This window comes from Plantibacter sp. MCCC 1A11337 (assembly GCF_013349365.1).
GTDB classification, from domain to species: Bacteria; Actinomycetota; Actinomycetes; order Actinomycetales; family Microbacteriaceae; genus Plantibacter; species Plantibacter flavus_A.
The window spans coordinates 137,371-155,302 of sequence record NZ_JABJWX010000001.1; the positions used below are offsets into that span (position 1 = coordinate 137,371).

Here is a 17,932-nt window from a genome sequence, read left to right on the forward strand (position 1 = left end):
AAGAACATGACTGAAACCCCAACCGCCCAGCTGTCCGCCGCCGGCGTCAGCATCTGGCTCGACGACCTCTCCCGCGGACGCATCCAGTCCGGTGGGCTGGAGCAGCTCATCGCCGACCGCAACGTCGTCGGTGTCACGACGAACCCGACGATCTTCGCGTCCGCGCTCAGCAACGGCGACGTCTACGCCGAGCAGGTCGCCCAGCTCGCCGCCGACGGCAAGGACGTCACCGAGGCGGTCTTCGAGATCACCACCGACGACGTGGCTGCTGCGTCGAAGATCTTCCGTGGCGTCTACGACTCCTCGAACGGGTACGACGGCCGCGTGTCGATCGAGGTCGAGCCGGGCTTCGCGCACGACGCCGCAGCGACGATCGAGCAGGCCAAGCAGCTCTGGGCCAAGGTCAACCAGCCCAACGCGATGATCAAGATCCCCGCGACGGTCGAGGGCCTCGAGGCCATCACCGCCGTCATCGGCGCCGGCATCAGCGTCAACGTCACGTTGATCTTCAGCCTCACCCGCTACCGCGAGGTCATCAACGCGTTCCTCACCGGTCTCGAGCAGGCGAAGGCCGCGGGCCACGACCTCTCGACGATCCACTCGGTCGCCTCGTTCTTCGTGTCGCGGGTCGACACCGAGATCGACAAGCGTCTCGACGCGATCGGCAGCCCCGAGGCGACCGCGCTGAAGAGCAAGGCCGGCGTCGCGAACGCCCAGCTCGCCTACCAGGTCTTCGAGCAGGAGTTCGCGAGCGAGCGTGCCACCGCGCTCCTCGAGGCCGGCGCCAACAAGCAGCGTCCGCTCTGGGCCTCGACGGGCGTCAAGTCCGCCGACCTCCCCGACACGCTCTACGTGACCGAGCTCGTCGCCGACGGCGTGGTCAACACCATGCCGGAGAAGACCCTCGAGGCGACCTTCGACCACGGCGTCATCACCGGCGACACCGTCACCGGCTCTTACGCGGCTGCGAACGAGGTCCTCGACGCCATCGCCGCACTCGGCGTGTCCTACGACGAGGTGACGGCGCTGCTCGAGCGTGAGGGCGTCGAGAAGTTCATCGTGTCCTGGGACGAGCTGCTCGAGACCGTGAAGACGGCTCTGGAGGCCTCCAAGTGAGCTTCAAGATCCGCGTGAGCGGCGCGGCGGAGGCCGCTGTCGCATCGGTGGTCCCGACCCTCGTCAGCGACCTCGTCGCGTCGCGCATCACGGACCAGGACCCCACGCTGTGGGGTCCTGCGGCCGAGGCCGAGGCGTCCAAGCGCCTCGGCTGGGTCCAGGCGGTCTCCATCTCCCGCCCGCTGGTCGAGCCGATCCTCGCGCTCCGTGAGCAGTTCAACGACGAGGGCATCGACCACATCGTGCTCGCGGGCATGGGCGGTTCCTCGCTCGCACCCGAGGTCATCACGAACACGCTGGGCGGCAACCTGACCGTCCTCGACTCGACCGCTCCCGGTCAGGTCCTCGCGGCCCTGGCGGACCGCCTCGAGACCTCGGTGCTCGTCGTCTCCTCGAAGTCCGGCTCCACGGTCGAGACCGACAGTCAGCGCCGTGCCTACGAGGCCGCGTTCACGGCTGCGGGGATCGACCCCGCCGGCCGCATCGTGATCGTCACCGACCCGGGCTCCCCGCTCGAGGCGGCGGCGAACGAGGCCGGCTACCGGGTCTTCAACGCCGACCCCAACGTCGGCGGTCGCTACAGTGCGCTCACCGCCTTCGGTCTCGTGCCGTCCGGTCTGGCCGGTGTCGACATCGGCGCGCTGCTCGACGAGGCCGAAGCGGTACTCGGTGAACTCGCGATCGACGACGCTTCGAACCCGGGTCTCATCCTGGGCGCGGCGATCGGCGGCACCGTTCCGCTGCGCGACAAGGTCGGTCTCATCACCGACGGGACGCACATCGTCGGATTCCCGGACTGGGCCGAACAGCTCATCGCCGAATCGACCGGCAAGTCCGGTCGCGGTCTGCTGCCCGTCGTGCTCAACCCGCTCGCTCCCGAGCTCGAGTCGAAGCCGGCCGACCTCCAGATCGTCCGCATCGTCGACGACGCCCACGAGTTCCACCTGCTGCGCCACGACCGCCACGAGGGCGAGATCCTCGTCAGCGGCAGCCTCGGCGCGATGATGCTGGTGTGGGAGTACGCGACCGTCGTCGCCGGGCGCCTCATCGGCATCGACCCGTTCGACCAGCCGGACGTCGAGTCCGCGAAGGTCGCCACCCGTGGGCTGCTCGACAACCGTCCGGAGCCCGAGGCACCCGCCTTCGTCGCCGACGGTGTCGAGGTCCGCGGCTCTGCCGGTCTGCTCGACGGCGTGACCACCCTGTCCGGCGCCGTCGAGGCACTGCTCGCGCAGCTGCCCTCCGACGGGTACGTCGCGATCCAGGGCTACGTCGACCGTCTCGCCTCCCCGCAGCTCGAGAGCATCCGCGACCTCGTCGCGGCGAAGGCGGCACGACCCACGACCTTCGGGTGGGGTCCCCGCTTCCTGCACTCGACGGGTCAGTACCACAAGGGCGGCCCCGCGAACGGCGTGTTCCTGCAGATCACCGAGACGGCCCCCGTCGACCTGGAGATCCCCGAGCGCCCGTTCACCTTCGGCCAGCTCATCGAGGCCCAGGCGGGCGGCGACGCCCGCGTCCTCGCCGAGCACGGTCGTCCGGTCCTCACGCTGACGCTCACGTCGCCGGACCAGAACATCGTCACCCTCTTCGACGCCGTCAACGACTAGCGCGTCACTGCACAAGGAGCTTCATGTCCCCGGTGGAAATCACCCCGGAGTCCAACCCGCTGCGGGTGGACACCGACCGACGCCTCAATCGGATCGCCGGTCCGAGCGGCCTCATCATCTTCGGCGTGACAGGTGACCTGTCCCGCAAGAAGCTGATGCCGGCCGTGTACGACCTGGCGAACCGGGGCCTCCTGCCCCCTGGCTTCTCACTCGTCGGGTTCGCCCGACGGGACTGGGAGGACCAGGACTTCATGGAGGTCGTCCACGAATCAGTCAAGCACTACGCCCGGACCGAGTTCCGCGAGGACGTCTGGAACCAGCTCGCCCAGGGCATCCGGTTCGTCCCCGGTGAATTCGGTGACGACGCGGCGTTCGAGAAGCTGAAAGAGACCATCGAGGAGCTCGATGCGGATCGCGGGACGATGGGCAACCACGCGTTCTACCTCTCGATCCCGCCGAAGGCCTTCCCGCAGGTCACCGAGCAGCTCCGTCGCTCGGGACTCGCGGAGCCCGCTGACGGTCAGTGGCGCCGGGTGGTCATCGAGAAGCCGTTCGGCAGCGACCTCAAGACGGCTCGCGAGCTGAACGACATCGTGCAGTCGGTCTTCCCGTCGGACTCGATCTTCCGGATCGACCACTACCTCGGCAAGGAGACCGTCCAGAACATCCTGGCGCTCCGGTTCGCGAACCAGCTGTACGAGCCCATCTGGAACGCCAACTACGTCGACCACGTGCAGATCACCATGGCCGAGGACATCGGCGTCGGCGGTCGTGCCGGGTACTACGACGGCATCGGAGCGGCGCGCGACGTCATCCAGAACCACTTGCTGCAGCTCCTCGCCCTCACGGCGATGGAGGAGCCGATCTCCTTCAACGCGGCAGACCTGCGCGCGGAGAAGGAGAAGGTCCTCGCGGCCGTCCGCCTCCCCGACGACCTCGGGGCCGCGACGGCCCGTGGGCAGTACGCCGGTGGTTGGCAGGGTGGCGAGCACGTGCTGGGCTTCCTCGACGAGGACGGGATGAACCCGGAGTCGACGACCGAGACCTACGCGGCGATGCGGCTCGACATCAACACGCGTCGGTGGGCCGGCGTGCCGTTCTACCTGCGTGCCGGGAAGCGCCTCGGACGCCGCGTCACCGAGATCGCGGTCGTCTTCAAGCGTGCTCCGCAGTACCTGTTCGCGGAGAGCCAGACCTCGGCGCTCGGTCAGAACGCCTTGGTCATCCGCGTCCAGCCCGACGAGGGTGTCACCATCCGCTTCGGTTCGAAGGTCCCGGGTGCCGGCACCCAGGTCCGCGACGTCACGATGGACTTCGGCTACGGCCACGCCTTCACCGAGGCGAGTCCCGAGGCGTACGAACGTCTCATCCTCGACGTCCTGCTGGGCGACCCGCCCCTCTTCCCCCGTCACGAGGAGGTCGAGCTCTCCTGGAAGATCCTCGACCCGATCGAGGAGTACTGGGCCGCTCAGGACACGCCGCTCGAGCAGTACGCTCCCGGCACCTGGGGCCCCTCCTCGGCCGACGACCTCATGAACCGCGACGGACGCACCTGGAGACGACCATGATCGTAGACCTGCCAGACACGACCACGAGCAAGCTCTCGAAGGCGCTCGTGACCATCCGCGAGGACGGCGGCGCCGTCGCCCTGGGTCGCGTGCTCACCCTGGTGATCTCGACGCGGCTCGGAGCCGAGGAGGAGGCCATCGAGGCCGCCAACGAGGCCTCCCGCGAGCACCCCATGCGGGTCATCGTCCTCTCCACGGAGCACGACGACCAGCAGTCCTCCATCGGCGACCGGCTCGATGCCCAGATCCGCGTCGGCGGCGACGCCGGAGCGAGCGAGGTGGTCATCCTCCGCGCCTACGGTGCGGTGGCCGAGAACGAGGAGAGCCTCGTGACCGGTCTGCTCCTGCCCGACGCACCCGTCGTCGCCTGGTGGCCCGGTGAGGCACCCGAACGCGTCTCGACGTCACCGATCGGCCGCATCGCCCAGCGTCGTATCACCGACGCGTCCGCGGCGGCGGACACCCACGCCGCCCTCCGCGGTCGCGCGGCGAACTACGCCCCCGGAGACACGGACTTCGCATGGACCAGGCTCACGCTCTGGCGTGCCCAGCTCGCGGCGGTGCTCGACCAGCCGCCGTACGAGCCCGTCACGGCGATCGAGGTGTCCGGAGCATCGGACTCCCCGTCGACCGAGCTGCTCGCCGCCTGGCTCCAGTTGCAGTTGCAGGTCGACGTGACCCACGAGCTCAGCATGGCCCACGGGTCGAGCGGCATCCACGGTGTCCGCCTCACGCGGGCGTCCGGCAACGTCGTCCTCGAGCGACCCGTTCCCGACATCGCGACGCTGATCCAGCCCGGACAGCCGACGCACGACCTCTCGCTCCCCCGTCGCAGTCTGCGCGACTGCCTCGCCGAGGAACTCCGCACCCTCGACCCGGACGTCTTGTACGGACAGGTCATCACCGTGGGCCTCCCCGGCCTCGGCGAGCCGGTCACGCTCCGCGCTCGGACCAGCTGATGCCGACCGAGCGACGCGTCCTCGTCTATCAGGACCGCGACCAGCTGACGACCTCGGTCGCCAAGCGGTTCCTGTCCCGAACCCGTGAACTGCTCGAGTCGCAGGAGACGGTCCACGTCGTCCTGACCGGCGGGACCGTCGGCACGGGCACGCTCGCCGCCGTGGCCGCGTCGAAGGACCGCGACCGGGTGGACTGGTCCCGGGTGCACCTCTGGTGGGGGGATGAGCGCTGGGTCGCTCGGGACGACGCCGATCGGAACGAGTTGCAGGCACGCGAGGCATTGCTGGAGACCCTGCTGGCGCTTCCGGAGCGTGGCCTCGTCGCCGAACACGTGCACGGATACCCGGCGCCGGAGGACGGTATCGATCTCGACGCCGCCGCGGTGCTGTACGCGGACGAGCTCCGTCGGTTCGCGCGACCCGGCGAGGACCACCCCCGGTTCGACATCACGTTCCTGGGTGTCGGTCCCGACGGTCACGTCGCGTCGCTCTTCCCGGAGCGGGCCGAGGTCTCGGTCACCGACACCTCCGTCGTGCCGGTGCGGAACTCCCCCAAGCCGCCGTCGGAACGACTCAGCCTGACCCGGCCGGCCATCAACTCCTCCGTGCGGGTCTGGCTCGTCCTCGCCGGTACCGACAAGGCGTCTGCACTCGGCCTCGCCCTCGCGGGTGCCAGCTACAACGAGGTCCCCGCCGCCGGGGCCAAGGGACGCAAACGGACGGTGTTCTTCGTCGACCAGGATGCGGCCGCCGAGGTCCCGGATTCGTTGATCCTCCCGGAGTACTAGCGGGAGGCCGGTCGCCCAGCCGCTGCCAGCATGCGGAAAGGCCGTTCCCCGAGGGGAACGGCCTTTCCGCATATGTGGTGCTGTCCGGCTACTTCGCTGCCGTACCGCGGCGTGCACGGAGCTGCTGGAGTGCTTCTTCGAGCAGCTGCTCGGCTTCTTCCTCCGTGCGCCGTTCCTTCACGTAGGCGAGGTGGGTCTTGTACGGCTCGAGCTTCGCGACCTCCGGCGGGTTCGCCTTGTCGCGACCGGCCGGCAGACCGGACGTCGGGCAGTCGATCGTCTCGGGGATCTCCTCGTCGGGGACGTTCGCCGCGAAGTGCCGGACCGTCTCGTTGCCGAGGGCGTCCCAGTAGGAGATGGCGATGCGATCCGCGTGGTAGCCGTGGTCCTGCTCGCCCATGGGACCGGCGCCGACGCGTGATCCCCTGATAGCGCTTCCGCCTGATGCCATGGTGTTTCCTCTTTCTCGTACTGTCGAGAGTGGTTCGGGTGTGGTGCGTCGAGTTGCGTCCCCGGGATCGGGGCTTCGCGGCCGGTCTAGGCGGCGGCGAACTTCGTCAGGAGCCCGATCACGACGATGCAGGCGCCCCAGGTCAGGCCGAGGATGACGGTGAAGCGGTTGAGGTTGCGCTCGGCGACCCCTGACGAACCGAGGTTGCTGGAGGAGCCGCCGCCGAACATGTCGGACAGGCCGCCGCCGCGGCCCTTGTGCAGCAGGATCAGGAAGGTGAGCAGGAGGCTGGTGATGCCGAGCAGCACCTGCAGGATGACCTGGAGAATCTCCACGTGAGACCTTTCGCATTCGCGTTCAGAGGGGCTGAACCGCCGTCCAGTATACCTCGACGGTTCAGCGGAGACGGCTCGGCCCGCGGCTGGTGCCGCGGGCCGAGCCGTGTCGGTAGTGCTGGTGCAGCAGGTCGGTCAGAGTCCGACGTGCTGCGAGAAGCGGGCGATCCCGGCGAACTCGTCGGCGAGCAGGCTCGCACCGCCGACGAGGGCACCGTCGACGTCGGGTTCGCGCATGAAGCCGGCGATGTTCGAGGCCTTCACTGAACCGCCGTAGAGGATCCGCGTGCGCTGCGCCGCCTCATCGCCGAGGACCTCGGCGAGCGTGCTGCGGAGAGCGGCTGCGACCTGCTGCGCCTGGTCGGGCGTCGCCGCCTGACCGGAACCGATGGCCCACACCGGCTCGTAGGCGACGACGATGTCCGCGTCCGGTGCGAGTCCGTCGATGGCAGCCTTGAGCTGCGCCACGGGGACGGCCGACGGGCCGCGTTCCTCGAGGTCTTCGGCGGTCTCACCGATGCAGATGACGGGGACGAGGCCGTGTCGCACGGCTGCGGCCGTCTTCGCCTGGACGACCTCGTCGGTCTCGTTGTGCAGGGTGCGGCGCTCGGAGTGTCCGACGAGCACGTAACGGCAGTCGAGCTTCGCGAGGAACGCTCCGGAGATCTCACCGGTGTAGGCGCCGGCGTCGTGCTGCGACAGGTCCTGCGCGCCGTAGGCCAGCTTGAGTTTGTCGGCGGCGACGATCGTCTGGACCGAGCGGAGGTCGGTGAACGGCGGGAAGATGGCCACCTCGGCGTCGGCGTAGTCGTGCTTGCCGTCCTTGAGTGTCCAATCGAGCTTCTGGACGAGGGCGATCGCCTGGAGGTGGTCCAGGTTGAGCTTCCAGTTGCCGGCGATCAGGGGCACACGCGTGCGCCCGGGGGTTACTGCTGCCATCCGAGGACCTCCAGTCCAGGCAGACGCTTGCCCTCGAGGAACTCGAGGCTGGCGCCGCCACCAGTTGAGATGTGACCGAACTGGTCATCATCGAAGCCGAGCGCACGAACCGCTGCGGCCGAGTCACCGCCACCGACGACGCTCAGGCCGTCCGTGCGGGTGAGTGCTTCAGCGACCGCGCGCGTACCGGCGGCGAAGGGCGCGAGTTCGAACACGCCCATCGGGCCGTTCCAGAACACCGTCTTGGACGCGGCGACGATCTCGGCGAACGCTGCAGCCGTGTCCGGTCCGATGTCGAGTCCGAGCCCTGAGGCACCGAACGGGGTGTCCTCGATGGCGTCGGCCGGGCGCACGACGTGCTCGGCGTCGGCGCCGAACGCCGAGGCGACGACGACGTCGGTCGGCAGGACGATCGTCACGCCGAGCTCGTCGGCCTTCGCGAGGTACCCGCGGACGGTCTCGATCTGGTCCGCTTCGAGCAGGCTCGAACCGACGGCGTGCCCCTGGGCGGCGAGGAAGGTGAACAGCATGCCACCGCCGATGAGCAGCGAGTCGACGCGCGGCAGCAGGTGGCCGATGACGCCCAGTTTGTCGGACACCTTCGAGCCGCCGAGGACGACCGTGTAGGGGCGCTCCGGGGTCTCGGTGAGACGGTCGAGGACCTCGAGCTCGGCGGCGATGAGCAGTCCGGCAGCGCTCGGGAGCAGCTTGGCGAGCTCGTACACGCTCGCCTGCTTCCGATGGACGACACCGAAACCGTCGGAGACGACGACGTCGCCGAAGGCGGCGAGCTTGGCGGCGAACGCCTCGCGTTCGCCGGCGTCCTTGCTGGTCTCGGCGGAGTTGAAGCGCAGGTTCTCGAGCAGCACGACGTCGCCGTCGGTCTGTGCGGCGACGGCGTCGGTGGCGGCACTGCCGACGGTGTCGGCGGCGAAGGTCACGGGCTTGCCGAGGAGTTCGGACAACCGCTGCGCGACGGGCGCGAGGCTGTACTTCGCGTCGGGTGTACCGTCGGGCCGGCCGAGGTGCGAGACGATGACGACGCGCGCACCCTGGTTGATGAGCGCGTTGAGGGTGGGGAGTGTCGCGCGGATGCGGCCGTCGTCGGTGATGACGCCGTCCTTCAGCGGGACGTTGAGGTCGAGGCGGACGACGGCTCGGCGGCCGCTGAGGTCGCCCAGCGAGTCGAGGGTGCGGAGGGTCATGAGGAGGGTCTTTCTCTGCGCTGAGCCATGACCACCGACGAAGCCGAACGGGCGCCCTGAAGATGATTCAGGACGCCCGTTCGGACCATGCGGTGTCTGGCTGCTCGGGTGAGGAGTGCGGCAGACAGCCGGTTGGTTAGAGGCGGTCCGCGACGTACTCGGTGAGGTCGACGAGGCGGTTCGAGTAGCCCCACTCGTTGTCGTACCACGAGGCGACCTTGACCTGCGAGCCGATGACCTTGGTGAGGCCGGCGTCGAAGATCGAGGAGTGCGGGTCGGTCACGATGTCGCTCGAGACGATCGGGTCCTCGGTGTACTTGAGGATGCCCTTGAGGGGGCCCTCGGCGGCGGCCTTGTACGCGGCGTTGATCTCCTCGACCGTGGCCGGGTTGGTCAGCTCGACCGTGAGGTCGGTGATCGAACCGGTCGGGACCGGGACGCGCAGGGCGTAGCCGTCGAGCTTGCCGACGAGCTCCGGGATGACCAGGCCGAGTGCCTTGGCTGCACCGGTGGAGGTCGGGATGATGTTGACGGCGGCGGCGCGTGCACGACGGAGGTCGCTGTGCGGGCCGTCCTGCAGGTTCTGGTCGGCGGTGTAGGCGTGGACCGTGGTCATGAGGCCACGCTCGATGCCGAAGTTGTCGAGCAGGACCTTGGCGAGCGGCGCGAGGCAGTTCGTCGTGCAGGACGCGTTCGAGATGATGTCGTGCGTCGCGGCGTCGTAGGTGCCCTCGTTGACGCCGAGGACGATCGTGGCGACGTCGCTGCCCGTGGCGGGAGCCGACACGAGGACCTTCTTGGCGCCGGCGGTGATGTGCTTGCGGGCGTCGTCGGACTTCGTGAAGCGACCGGTCGACTCGATGACGATGTCGACGCCGAGCTCGCCCCAGGGGAGGTCGGCGGGGTCGCGCTCGGCGAGCACGATGATGGGCTTGCCGTTGACGATGATCTTGTCGCCGTCGAGCTCGACCGTGGCGTCCAGACGACCCGTGATGGAGTCGTACTTCAGGAGGTGGGCGAGCGCCTTGTTGTCGGTGAGGTCGTTGACAGCGACGATCTCGAGGTCGCTGCCTTTGGCGAGGGCGGCGCGGAAGAAGTTGCGGCCGATGCGGCCGAAGCCGTTGATGCCGATCTTGACGGACACAGATGACTCCTGATACTGAGGCGCCAGACGGCGCGATTGTACGGTCTGCTCGGAGTGAGCGCCCTCCCCGAGTGAGGAGGAAGGTGGTCCGTCCCGGCCCGTGGGACCGGGACGGACCGGTCAACTACGACAGTACCAGCAGGCCGTTGGTCTGCTTGCGCGCGACCTCGAAGCGTGCCTGGACGTCGGCCCAGTTGACGATGTTCCAGAACGCCTTGACGTAGTCGGCGCGGACGTTCTTGTAGTCGAGGTAGTAGGCGTGCTCCCAGACGTCGAGCAGCAGCAGCGGGACGGTACCGGCGGGGAAGTTGCCCTGCTGGTCGAAGAACTGCTGGATGTTGATGCGCTGACCGAGGGTGTCCCAGGTGAGCGCGGCCCACCCGGAGCCCTGCACGCCGAGCGCCGCGGCGGTGAAGTGCGCCTGGAACTTGTCGAAGCTGCCGAAGTACTCGTCGACGGCCGACTCGAGCTCGCCGGTCGGCTTGTCGCCGCCGTCCGGGGAGAGGTTGTTCCACCAGATGGTGTGGTTGACGTGACCGCCGAGGTTGAACGCGAGGTCCTTCTCGAGCTTGTTGACGTTCGTGAAGTCGTTGGCGTCGCGGGCCTCAGCGAGCTTCTCGAGGGCCGTGTTCGCGCCGGCCACGTAGGTGGCGTGGTGCTTGTCGTGGTGGAGCTCGGTGATGGTCGCACTGATGTGCGGCTCGAGCGCACTGTAGTCGTACGGCAATTCGGGCAGTGAGTAAACAGCCATTCTTCGTGATCTCCTCGTGTTGTCCCGTGCGCTGTCTGCACACGGCTCTGAGCGTCATCACCCAGTCTAGTGAGCGGCAACCGTCGGGAGCCGGGGCTTGTTCCCAGCATGACGAACCGCGACGATGGCGGGTCGGCGAGGATTCGCGAGCTGGTTCAGTCCTCGTAATCCGCCGGGAGGTTTGCGTCGGTGCCCGGGATGCCGAGATCGCTCGCGTGCTTGTCCGCCATGGCGAGCAGGCGCCGGATGCGGCCGGCGATGGCGTCCTTCGTCATCGGAGGGTCGGCGAAGTGGCCCAGTTCGTCGAGGCTGGCCTCACGGTGGTCGAGGCGCAGGGCACCGGCGTACTGCAGATGGTCGGGGACCTCGTCGCCCAGGATCTCGAGGGCGCGCTCGACGCGCGCGCAGGCCGCCACAGCCGCCTGGGCGGAGCGGCGAAGGTTGGCGTCGTCGAAGTTGACGAGGCGGTTCGCGGTCGCCCGGACCTCCTTGCGCTGCCGCATCTCCTCCCAGGAGGTGACCGTGCCGGTGGCACCCATGAGCGACAGCATGCCGCTGATCGCGTCGCCCTCGCGGATGACGACCCGGTGGATGCCGCGGACCTCCCGCGCCTTCGCGGAGACACCGATGCGGCCGGCGGCACCGACGAGCGCCATCGCGGACTCGTTGCCGGGGCACACGACGTCGAGCGACGCAGATCGGCCGGGGTCGGTGAGGGACCCGGTGGCGAGGAACGCCCCCCGCCAGACGGCGGCGAGTTCGTCGCGCGACCCGGTGGTCAGCCGGTTCGGCAGCCCGCGGACCGCACGCCGACGGGCGTCGAGGAGACCGGTCTGTCGGGCGAGGGTCTCGCCTCCCTCGATGACGCGCACCACGAACAGGCTCGGTTTGCCCGAGCTGCCGGGGTTCTGCACCAGGATCTCGCTGCGGATCCCGTAGAGCTCGCCGATGTCGCGACGCACCCGCTGGGCGAGGGTCGGACTGTCGAGTTCGGCTTCGATCGCCACGCGTCCGGAGATCGTGTGGAGTCCGCCGGAGAAGCGGAGCAGGGACGCGAGCTCGGCCGCTCGGACCGAGTTGCGGGTCTCGCGGACGAGCGCCAGTTCGTTCTTGACGTCGGCGGTGAGGGCCACGGTGGTTCCTATCTGTCGTGATCGCGCCGTCGGAGTGCGGCGACGATCCTGCATGTTCGCGATCCGGAGGCGTGGTGCCTCGGACCGTTCGGGCTCCGCCGCGGCTGCGTCGGGCCCGTGGGCGTCATTCGCGCCCGAGGTCTCGGTGCCGGACGTGCACGGCGACGCCGGACTGGTTCCGCAGTCGGTCGGCGAGCTCGAGGGCGACCGCGACCGAGCGGTGCTTGCCCCCCGTGCAGCCGACGGCGATGGTGACGTGACGCTTGTTCTCGCGCTGGTACCCCGCGAGGACGGGCTCGAGGGCGTGGGCGTAGCTCTCGAGGAACTCGGCGGCTCCGGTCTGCGAGAGCACGTACTCGCTGACCTCGGGGTCCTGACCGCTCAACGCACGCAGCTCCGGAACCCAGAACGGGTTCGGGAGGAACCGCATGTCGGCGACGAGGTCCGCATCAGGCGGCAGGCCGTACTTGAACCCGAAGCTCAGCACGGTGACCTGGACACCCGGTGTCTCCGCGCCGGCGAAGAGCTCACGCGTGGTCGTGGCGAGCTGGTGGATGTTGAGGTCGCTCGTGTCGATGATGACGTCACTCGACTCACGGATCTCGCTCAGTCGGTGACGCTCAGCCACGATGCCGTCGAGGATCGTCCCCTCGCCCTGCAGCGGGTGCGGCCTGCGGACGGCTTCGAACCGGCGGACGAGCGCCGCGTCGGTCGCCTCCAGGAAGATCATGCGGAGGTGCGTCCCGCCCCGGAGCGCCGGCACGATCTCCTGCAGCTCGCTGAAGAAGTCGCGGCCCCGGACGTCGACAACCGCGGCGATCCGCGGCAGACGTGATCCGGCGCGCTCGGCGAGGTCGACGAGGGGACGGAGCATCTGCGGGGGCAGGTTGTCGACGACGTACCAGCCGAGATCCTCGAGCGCGTTCGCGACGGTGGAGCGTCCGGCGCCGGACATCCCCGTGACGATGAGGACTTCCTGCTGGTGCTGCGGCTGGCCCGGGGTCATCGACACGCTTTCCTCGAAGGTCTGAAGTCCCAGCCTACCCATTCCGCGAGGCTTGCGAGGGCTGTGCGGAGCCGGAGGTCAGCGCCTCGTGCACCGTGGCCGCCAGTTTGTCGCCGATGCCCTTGACCTCGGTGATCTCGGCCGGCGTCGCGGTCTTCAGACGCGCGACGGATCCGAAGTGCTTGAGCAGCTCGCGGACCTTCGCCGGACCGAGCCCGGGGATCTCGCCGAGGACGGTCGAGATGTCGCGTTTCCGCTTCTGGCGCTGGAAGCTGATGGCGAACCGGTGCGCCTCGTCGCGGACCCGCTGGAGGAGGAACAGCGCTTCGCTCCCCCGCGGCAGGATCACCGGGTACGGGTCCTCGGGCAACCAGATCTCCTCCAGTCGCTTCGCCAGTCCGCACAGGGTGATCCCGGTCAGGCCGGACTCCTCCAGCGCACGCGCGGCGGCGGCGACCTGCGGTTGCCCGCCGTCGACGATGAGGAGCTGCGGCGGATAGGTGAACTTCCGGCGCTTGCGCTCCCCCGTGGTCTCGTCGACCGTCTCGACGGGCTCGGACGACGTGAGGTGTGCGAGTCGCCGGGAGACGACCTGGTAGATCGAGTCGGTGTCGTCGGTGGACTCGGCGACGCCGAAGCGGCGGTACTCGTCTTTCCGGGACAGCCCGTCCTCGAAGACCACCATCGACGCCACGATGTTGGTACCGCTCAGGTGCGACACGTCGAAGCACTCGATCCGCAGCGGCGCCTCCGGCATCCCGAGCGCATCGCGGATGTCCTCGAGCGCCTGCGTCCTGGCGACGAAGTCGGAGCTGCGCCGGGTCTTGTAGAGCATGAGGGCCTGCTTGGCGTTGACGACCGCGGTCTCCATGAGCGTCGCCTTCTCGCCGCGCTGAGCGACGCGGAGGGCGACCTTCGAGCCGCGGCGTTCGGCCAGCCAGTCCTCGAGGCTCTCGGCGTCGTCCGGCAGTTCCGGGACGAGCACCTCTCTCGGGACCTCGGTCCCGCTCGCGGCGGCGTACACCCGTTGGACGACGCTGTCGACGAGCTCGGCGGTCGACATGTCGAGCTCCTTGTCGACGGTCCACGACCGCACACCGCGGATGCGGCCGCCACGGACGATGAACTGCTGCACCGACGCGGCGAGCTCGTCGTGGTCGATGCCGAACAGGTCGGCGTCCACGGCGTCGCGCAGGACGACCGCGCTCTTCGCGAGCACCTGGTCGAGCGCCTGGAGCTGATCCCGGTAGACGGCCGCCGACTCGTAGTCCTGGCGGGCCGCGGCGGCCTTCATGTCGGCGGTGATGCGCGTCGTGAACCGGCGGTCGTTGCCGACCATGAACGAGACGAAGTCGTCGACGATCGCGCGGTGTTCCTCGATCGTGACCTTGCCGGAGCACGGGCCGCCGCACCGCCCGATCTGCCCGGGGAAACAGGGCTTCCCCGAGGCCATGGCCCGCTTGTACGCCGAGTCGGAGCAGGTGCGGATCGGGAAGACCTTGATCATGAGGTCGACCGTGTCGTGGACGGCCCAGATCTTCGGGTACGGGCCGAAGTACTTGGCCCCCGGGATCCGGGTGTTCCGGGTGACCATGACGCGCGGAGCCTCGTCACCGAGGGTGACCGCGAGGTACGGGTACGACTTGTCGTCGCGGAACTTGACGTTGAACGGCGGGTCGTACTCCTTGATCCACGTGTACTCGAGCTGCAGCGCCTCGACGTCGCTGCCGACCGTCGTCCAGGTGACCCCGGTCGCGGTCGTCACCATGCGGCGCGTGCGCTCGTGCAGGGTGTGCAGGGGCGCGAAGTAGTTGCTGAGCCTCGCCCGGAGGTTCATCGCCTTGCCGACGTAGAGCACCCGGCCCGAGTCGTCGCTGAAGCGGTACACGCCGGGCATGGTGGGGATCTCCCCCGCCTTCGGCCGGTACGCCAGACCACTTCCGCCGCGGACGGCCGCCACGTCAGCCCGCCTTGCGGCTGCCGCCGGCCTCTGCCTCGAACAGTTCGTTCAGGAAGAAGCCCGTGTGGCTGCCGGGGACCGTCGCGAGGTGCTCGGGTGTCCCCGTGGCGAGGACCGTCCCGCCGCCGGCTCCACCCTCGGGGCCCATGTCGATGAGCCAGTCGGCGGACTTGATGACGTCGAGGTTGTGCTCGATCACGATGACCGTGTTGCCCTTGTCGACGAGCCCGCCGAGGACGAGCAGCAGCTTCCGGACGTCTTCGAAGTGCAGACCCGTGGTCGGCTCGTCGAGGACGTAGACACTGCGCCCGTTGCTCCGCCGCTGCAGCTCCGTCGCGAGCTTGACACGCTGGGCCTCGCCGCCGGACAGCGTCGTGGCGCTCTGGCCGAGACGGACGTAGCCCAGGCCGACCTCGACGAGCGTCTTCAGGAACCGGTGGATCGAGGAGATCGGCTCGAAGAAGTCGGCAGCCTCGGCGATCGGCATGTCGAGGACCTCGGCGATGTTCTTGCCCTTGTAGTGGATGGTCAGGGTGTCGCGGTTGTACCGCGCTCCCCCGCACACCTCGCAGGCGACGTAGACGTCGGGCAGGAAGTTCATCTCGATCTTGATCGTGCCGTCGCCCGAGCAGGCCTCACAGCGGCCGCCCTTGACGTTGAAGCTGAACCGCCCGGCGAGGTAGCCGCGGACCTTGGCCTCCTGCGTCTCCGCGAAGAGGTTGCGGATCTTGTCGAAGACGCCGGTGTACGTGGCGGGGTTCGAGCGAGGGGTGCGGCCGATGGGCGCCTGGTCGACGTGGACCACCTTGTCGAGGTGCTCCAGACCCGTGACCCTGGTGTGCTTGCCGGGCAGCTTGCGCGCGCCGTTCAGCTTGTTCGCCAGGACCCGGTACAGGACGTCGTTGACCAAGGAGGACTTCCCGGAGCCGCTCACGCCGGTGACGGCGGTGAGGACTCCGAGCGGGAAGTCCGCGCTGACCTTCTTCAGGTTGTTCGCCTGCGCTCCGATCACCTGGATCTGACGCTTCGTGTCGATCGGGCGGCGCTTCGCCGGGATCTCGATGGCCTTGCGGCCGGAGAGGTAGTCACCGGTGAGGGACTCGGTGTTGGCCTCGAGCGCCTCGTACGATCCGGAGTGCACGACACGGCCGCCGTTGACGCCCGCGCCGGGACCGATGTCGACGATCCAGTCGGCGGTGCGGATGGTGTCCTCGTCGTGCTCGACGACGATCAACGTGTTGCCGAGGTCGCGGAGGGCGACGAGGGTCTCGATGAGTCGGCGGTTGTCGCGCTGGTGCAGGCCGATGCTCGGTTCGTCGAGGACGTAGAGCACGCCGGTGAGGCCCGAGCCGATCTGCGTCGCGAGGCGGATGCGCTGCGCCTCACCACCCGAGAGGGAGCCGGCGGTCCTGGCCAGGTCGAGGTAGTTGAGCCCGACCTGGATGAGGAAGTCGAGGCGCACCTTGATCTCACGGAGCACCTGCGCCGCGATGTGGGCCTCGCGGTCGCTCAGTTCGAGGCGGTCCATGAACTTCCGGGCGTCGGAGAGGCTCAGCTCGGCGACCTCCGCGATGCTGTGATCGTGGATCAGGACCGAGAGCACCTCGGGCTTCAGGCGACGACCGCCGCAGACCTGGCACGGGACTTCGCGCAGGTACTCCGACCACCGCACCCGTTGGCTGTCGGTGTCGGCCTGGAGGTACTGCCGTTCGATGTAGGGGATGACGCCCTCGAAGCCCGAGGAGTAGCTCATCTCACGGCCGAAGCGGTTCTTCCACTTGACCTTGACCTTGAAGTTGTCGCCGCGGAGCACCGCCTCCTGGACCTTGGAGGGCAGGTCGCGCCAGGGGGTGTCGAGCGAGAAGTCGAGGTCGCGGGCCAGCCCGTCGAGCAGCTTCTCGTAGTACTGGTAGAGCCCCTTGCCCTGCGTGGTCCAGGGCACGATGACGCCCTCGTTGATGCTGAGTTCCTCGTCGCCGAGGAGCAGCTCCGCGTCGACCGACATGCGCGTGCCGAGGCCGGAGCACTCCGGGCAGGCACCGAACGGGGCGTTGAACGAGAACGTCCGCGGCTCGATCTCGGTCAGCTGCAGCGGGTGGTTGTTCGGGCAGGAGAGCTTCTCGGAGAAGGTCCGCCAGGCGTCGTCGCCCTCCTCGTCGACGAAGTTGATCGTCACGAGGCCGTCGGTGAGCTGCAGTGCCGTCTCGAGGGAGTCCGTCAGGCGGCCGAGGATCTCGGGCCCGGCGACGAGGCGGTCGACGACGACCGCGATGTCGTGCTTGACCTGCTTCTTGAGCGTCGGCGGCTCCGCCAGCTGGATCGCCTCGCCGTCGACGATGGCGCGTGCGAAGCCCTTGGCCGAGAGCTCCTTGAAGAGGTCGACGAACTCGCCCTTCTTCTGGCTCACGACGGGGGCGACGATCTGGTACCGGCGTCGCTCCTCGAGCTCCATCAGCTGGTCGGCGATCTGCTGCACCGTCTGGCGTTGGATGACCTCGCCGCAGACCGGGCAGTGCGGGACGCCGATGCGCGCCCAGAGCAGCCGCATGTAGTCGTAGACCTCGGTGATCGTCCCGACGGTCGACCGCGGGTTGCGGTTCGTGGACTTCTGGTCGATCGAGACCGCGGGGCTCAGGCCCTCGATGAAGTCGACGTCCGGGCGGTCGACCTGACCGAGGAACTGGCGGGCGTACGCCGAGAGCGACTCGACGTAGCGTCGCTGGCCCTCGGCGAAGATCGTGTCGAAGGCGAGCGAGGACTTCCCCGAGCCCGAAAGACCCGTGAAGACGACGAGCGAGTCGCGTGGGATCTCGAGGTCGACGTTCTGAAGATTGTGGACGCGGGCACCGCGGACGCTGAGCGTGGAGTGGTGATCTACCTTGGCAATTGACACCCTTCGAGTCTACGCAGCACCACCGACACCGGACTCCCGAGCGGTGTCTGTGGTACTGCGCTCTCAGCGAAGCG

The 17,932-nt window shown here is 68.6% G+C and carries 15 protein-coding genes; 5 read left to right on the forward strand and 10 right to left on the reverse strand.

Features of this window, described 5'->3' with window-relative positions; all coding sequences use genetic code 11:
* Positions 1-6 precede the first annotated feature (6 nt).
* The 5 genes from tal to pgl are packed head-to-tail and all read left to right on the forward strand — an operon-like array spanning position 7 to position 6,041.
* Positions 7-1,116, forward strand: coding sequence for a transaldolase (gene tal / locus HOW07_RS00650; RefSeq protein ID WP_121290634.1), 1,110 nt, complete (start codon positions 7-9; stop codon positions 1,114-1,116).
* Positions 1,113-2,726 (forward strand): glucose-6-phosphate isomerase, encoded by a 1,614-nt coding sequence (locus tag HOW07_RS00655; protein WP_175115824.1) that lies wholly within the window; start codon positions 1,113-1,115, stop codon positions 2,724-2,726. Before tal ends, HOW07_RS00655 begins: the two co-directional genes overlap by 4 nt.
* 23 nt (positions 2,727-2,749) lie before the next feature.
* The gene (gene zwf / locus HOW07_RS00660; protein ID WP_175115825.1) at positions 2,750-4,294 is read left to right on the forward strand and encodes a glucose-6-phosphate dehydrogenase; all 1,545 of its coding nucleotides are present in this window, start codon (positions 2,750-2,752) and stop codon (positions 4,292-4,294) included.
* Positions 4,291-5,253, forward strand: a complete 963-nt coding sequence (locus tag HOW07_RS00665; RefSeq protein ID WP_064296928.1) for a glucose-6-phosphate dehydrogenase assembly protein OpcA — start codon at positions 4,291-4,293, stop codon at positions 5,251-5,253. Before zwf ends, HOW07_RS00665 begins: the two co-directional genes overlap by 4 nt.
* Positions 5,253-6,041: a 6-phosphogluconolactonase gene (gene pgl / locus HOW07_RS00670; RefSeq protein WP_175115826.1), complete on the forward strand. Its 789-nt coding sequence runs from the start codon at positions 5,253-5,255 to the stop codon at positions 6,039-6,041. Before HOW07_RS00665 ends, pgl begins: the two co-directional genes overlap by 1 nt.
* 88 nt (positions 6,042-6,129) lie before the next feature.
* Here the strand turns inward: pgl and HOW07_RS00675 are convergent, their stop codons facing one another.
* From HOW07_RS00675 to uvrA, 10 genes are all read right to left on the reverse strand, one after another.
* Positions 6,130-6,492, reverse strand: coding sequence for an RNA polymerase-binding protein RbpA (locus HOW07_RS00675; protein ID WP_064296926.1), 363 nt, complete (start codon positions 6,490-6,492; stop codon positions 6,130-6,132).
* Between the two features lie 86 nt (positions 6,493-6,578).
* Positions 6,579-6,827 carry a preprotein translocase subunit SecG gene (secG, locus tag HOW07_RS00680; RefSeq protein WP_056005661.1) on the reverse strand — a complete coding sequence of 83 codons (249 nt, stop codon included), beginning with the start codon at positions 6,825-6,827 and terminating at the stop codon, positions 6,579-6,581.
* Positions 6,828-6,962: 135 nt separating this feature from the next.
* Entirely contained in the window at positions 6,963-7,766 is an 804-nt protein-coding gene (gene tpiA / locus HOW07_RS00685; protein ID WP_175115827.1) for a triose-phosphate isomerase, read from the reverse strand.
* Entirely contained in the window at positions 7,754-8,971 is a 1,218-nt protein-coding gene (gene pgk / locus HOW07_RS00690) for a phosphoglycerate kinase (RefSeq protein WP_175115828.1), read from the reverse strand. The genes tpiA and pgk overlap by 13 nt, the downstream gene beginning before the upstream one ends.
* Before the next feature lie 136 nt (positions 8,972-9,107).
* Positions 9,108-10,115 (reverse strand): type I glyceraldehyde-3-phosphate dehydrogenase, encoded by a 1,008-nt coding sequence (gene gap, locus HOW07_RS00695; protein ID WP_064296923.1) that lies wholly within the window; start codon positions 10,113-10,115, stop codon positions 9,108-9,110.
* Between the two features lie 124 nt (positions 10,116-10,239).
* Complete coding sequence (locus tag HOW07_RS00700) at positions 10,240-10,866, reverse strand: superoxide dismutase (protein WP_064296922.1); 627 nt, start codon at positions 10,864-10,866, stop codon at positions 10,240-10,242.
* Between the two features lie 155 nt (positions 10,867-11,021).
* On the reverse strand, positions 11,022-11,999 hold the full coding sequence (gene whiA / locus HOW07_RS00705; protein WP_064296921.1) for a DNA-binding protein WhiA: 978 nt from the start codon (positions 11,997-11,999) through the stop codon (positions 11,022-11,024).
* A 124-nt stretch (positions 12,000-12,123) separates the two neighbouring features.
* Positions 12,124-13,005 (reverse strand): RNase adapter RapZ, encoded by an 882-nt coding sequence (rapZ, locus tag HOW07_RS00710; protein ID WP_064296920.1) that lies wholly within the window; start codon positions 13,003-13,005, stop codon positions 12,124-12,126.
* Between the two features lie 34 nt (positions 13,006-13,039).
* The gene (gene uvrC, locus HOW07_RS00715) at positions 13,040-14,965 is read right to left on the reverse strand and encodes an excinuclease ABC subunit UvrC (protein WP_079002525.1); all 1,926 of its coding nucleotides are present in this window, start codon (positions 14,963-14,965) and stop codon (positions 13,040-13,042) included.
* Between the two features lies 1 nt (position 14,966).
* Complete coding sequence (gene uvrA, locus HOW07_RS00720) at positions 14,967-17,858, reverse strand: excinuclease ABC subunit UvrA (protein ID WP_175115829.1); 2,892 nt, start codon at positions 17,856-17,858, stop codon at positions 14,967-14,969.
* Between the last annotated feature and the right edge of the window lie 74 nt (positions 17,859-17,932).

Bases quoted from the DNA above. Each gene is read 5' to 3' on its own strand.
- tal (WP_121290634.1), top strand. From the start codon at position 7: ATGACTGAAACCCCAACCGCCCAGCTGTCCGCCGCCGGCGTCAGCATC.
- zwf (WP_175115825.1), top strand. From the start codon at position 2,750: ATGTCCCCGGTGGAAATCACCCCGGAGTCCAACCCGCTGCGGGTGGAC.
- HOW07_RS00665 (WP_064296928.1), top strand. From the start codon at position 4,291: ATGATCGTAGACCTGCCAGACACGACCACGAGCAAGCTCTCGAAGGCG.
- pgl (WP_175115826.1), top strand. From the start codon at position 5,253: ATGCCGACCGAGCGACGCGTCCTCGTCTATCAGGACCGCGACCAGCTG.
- HOW07_RS00675 (WP_064296926.1), bottom strand. From the start codon at position 6,492: ATGGCATCAGGCGGAAGCGCTATCAGGGGATCACGCGTCGGCGCCGGT.
- tpiA (WP_175115827.1), bottom strand. From the start codon at position 7,766: ATGGCAGCAGTAACCCCCGGGCGCACGCGTGTGCCCCTGATCGCCGGC.
- pgk (WP_175115828.1), bottom strand. From the start codon at position 8,971: ATGACCCTCCGCACCCTCGACTCGCTGGGCGACCTCAGCGGCCGCCGA.
- HOW07_RS00700 (WP_064296922.1), bottom strand. From the start codon at position 10,866: ATGGCTGTTTACTCACTGCCCGAATTGCCGTACGACTACAGTGCGCTC.
- rapZ (WP_064296920.1), bottom strand. From the start codon at position 13,005: ATGACCCCGGGCCAGCCGCAGCACCAGCAGGAAGTCCTCATCGTCACG.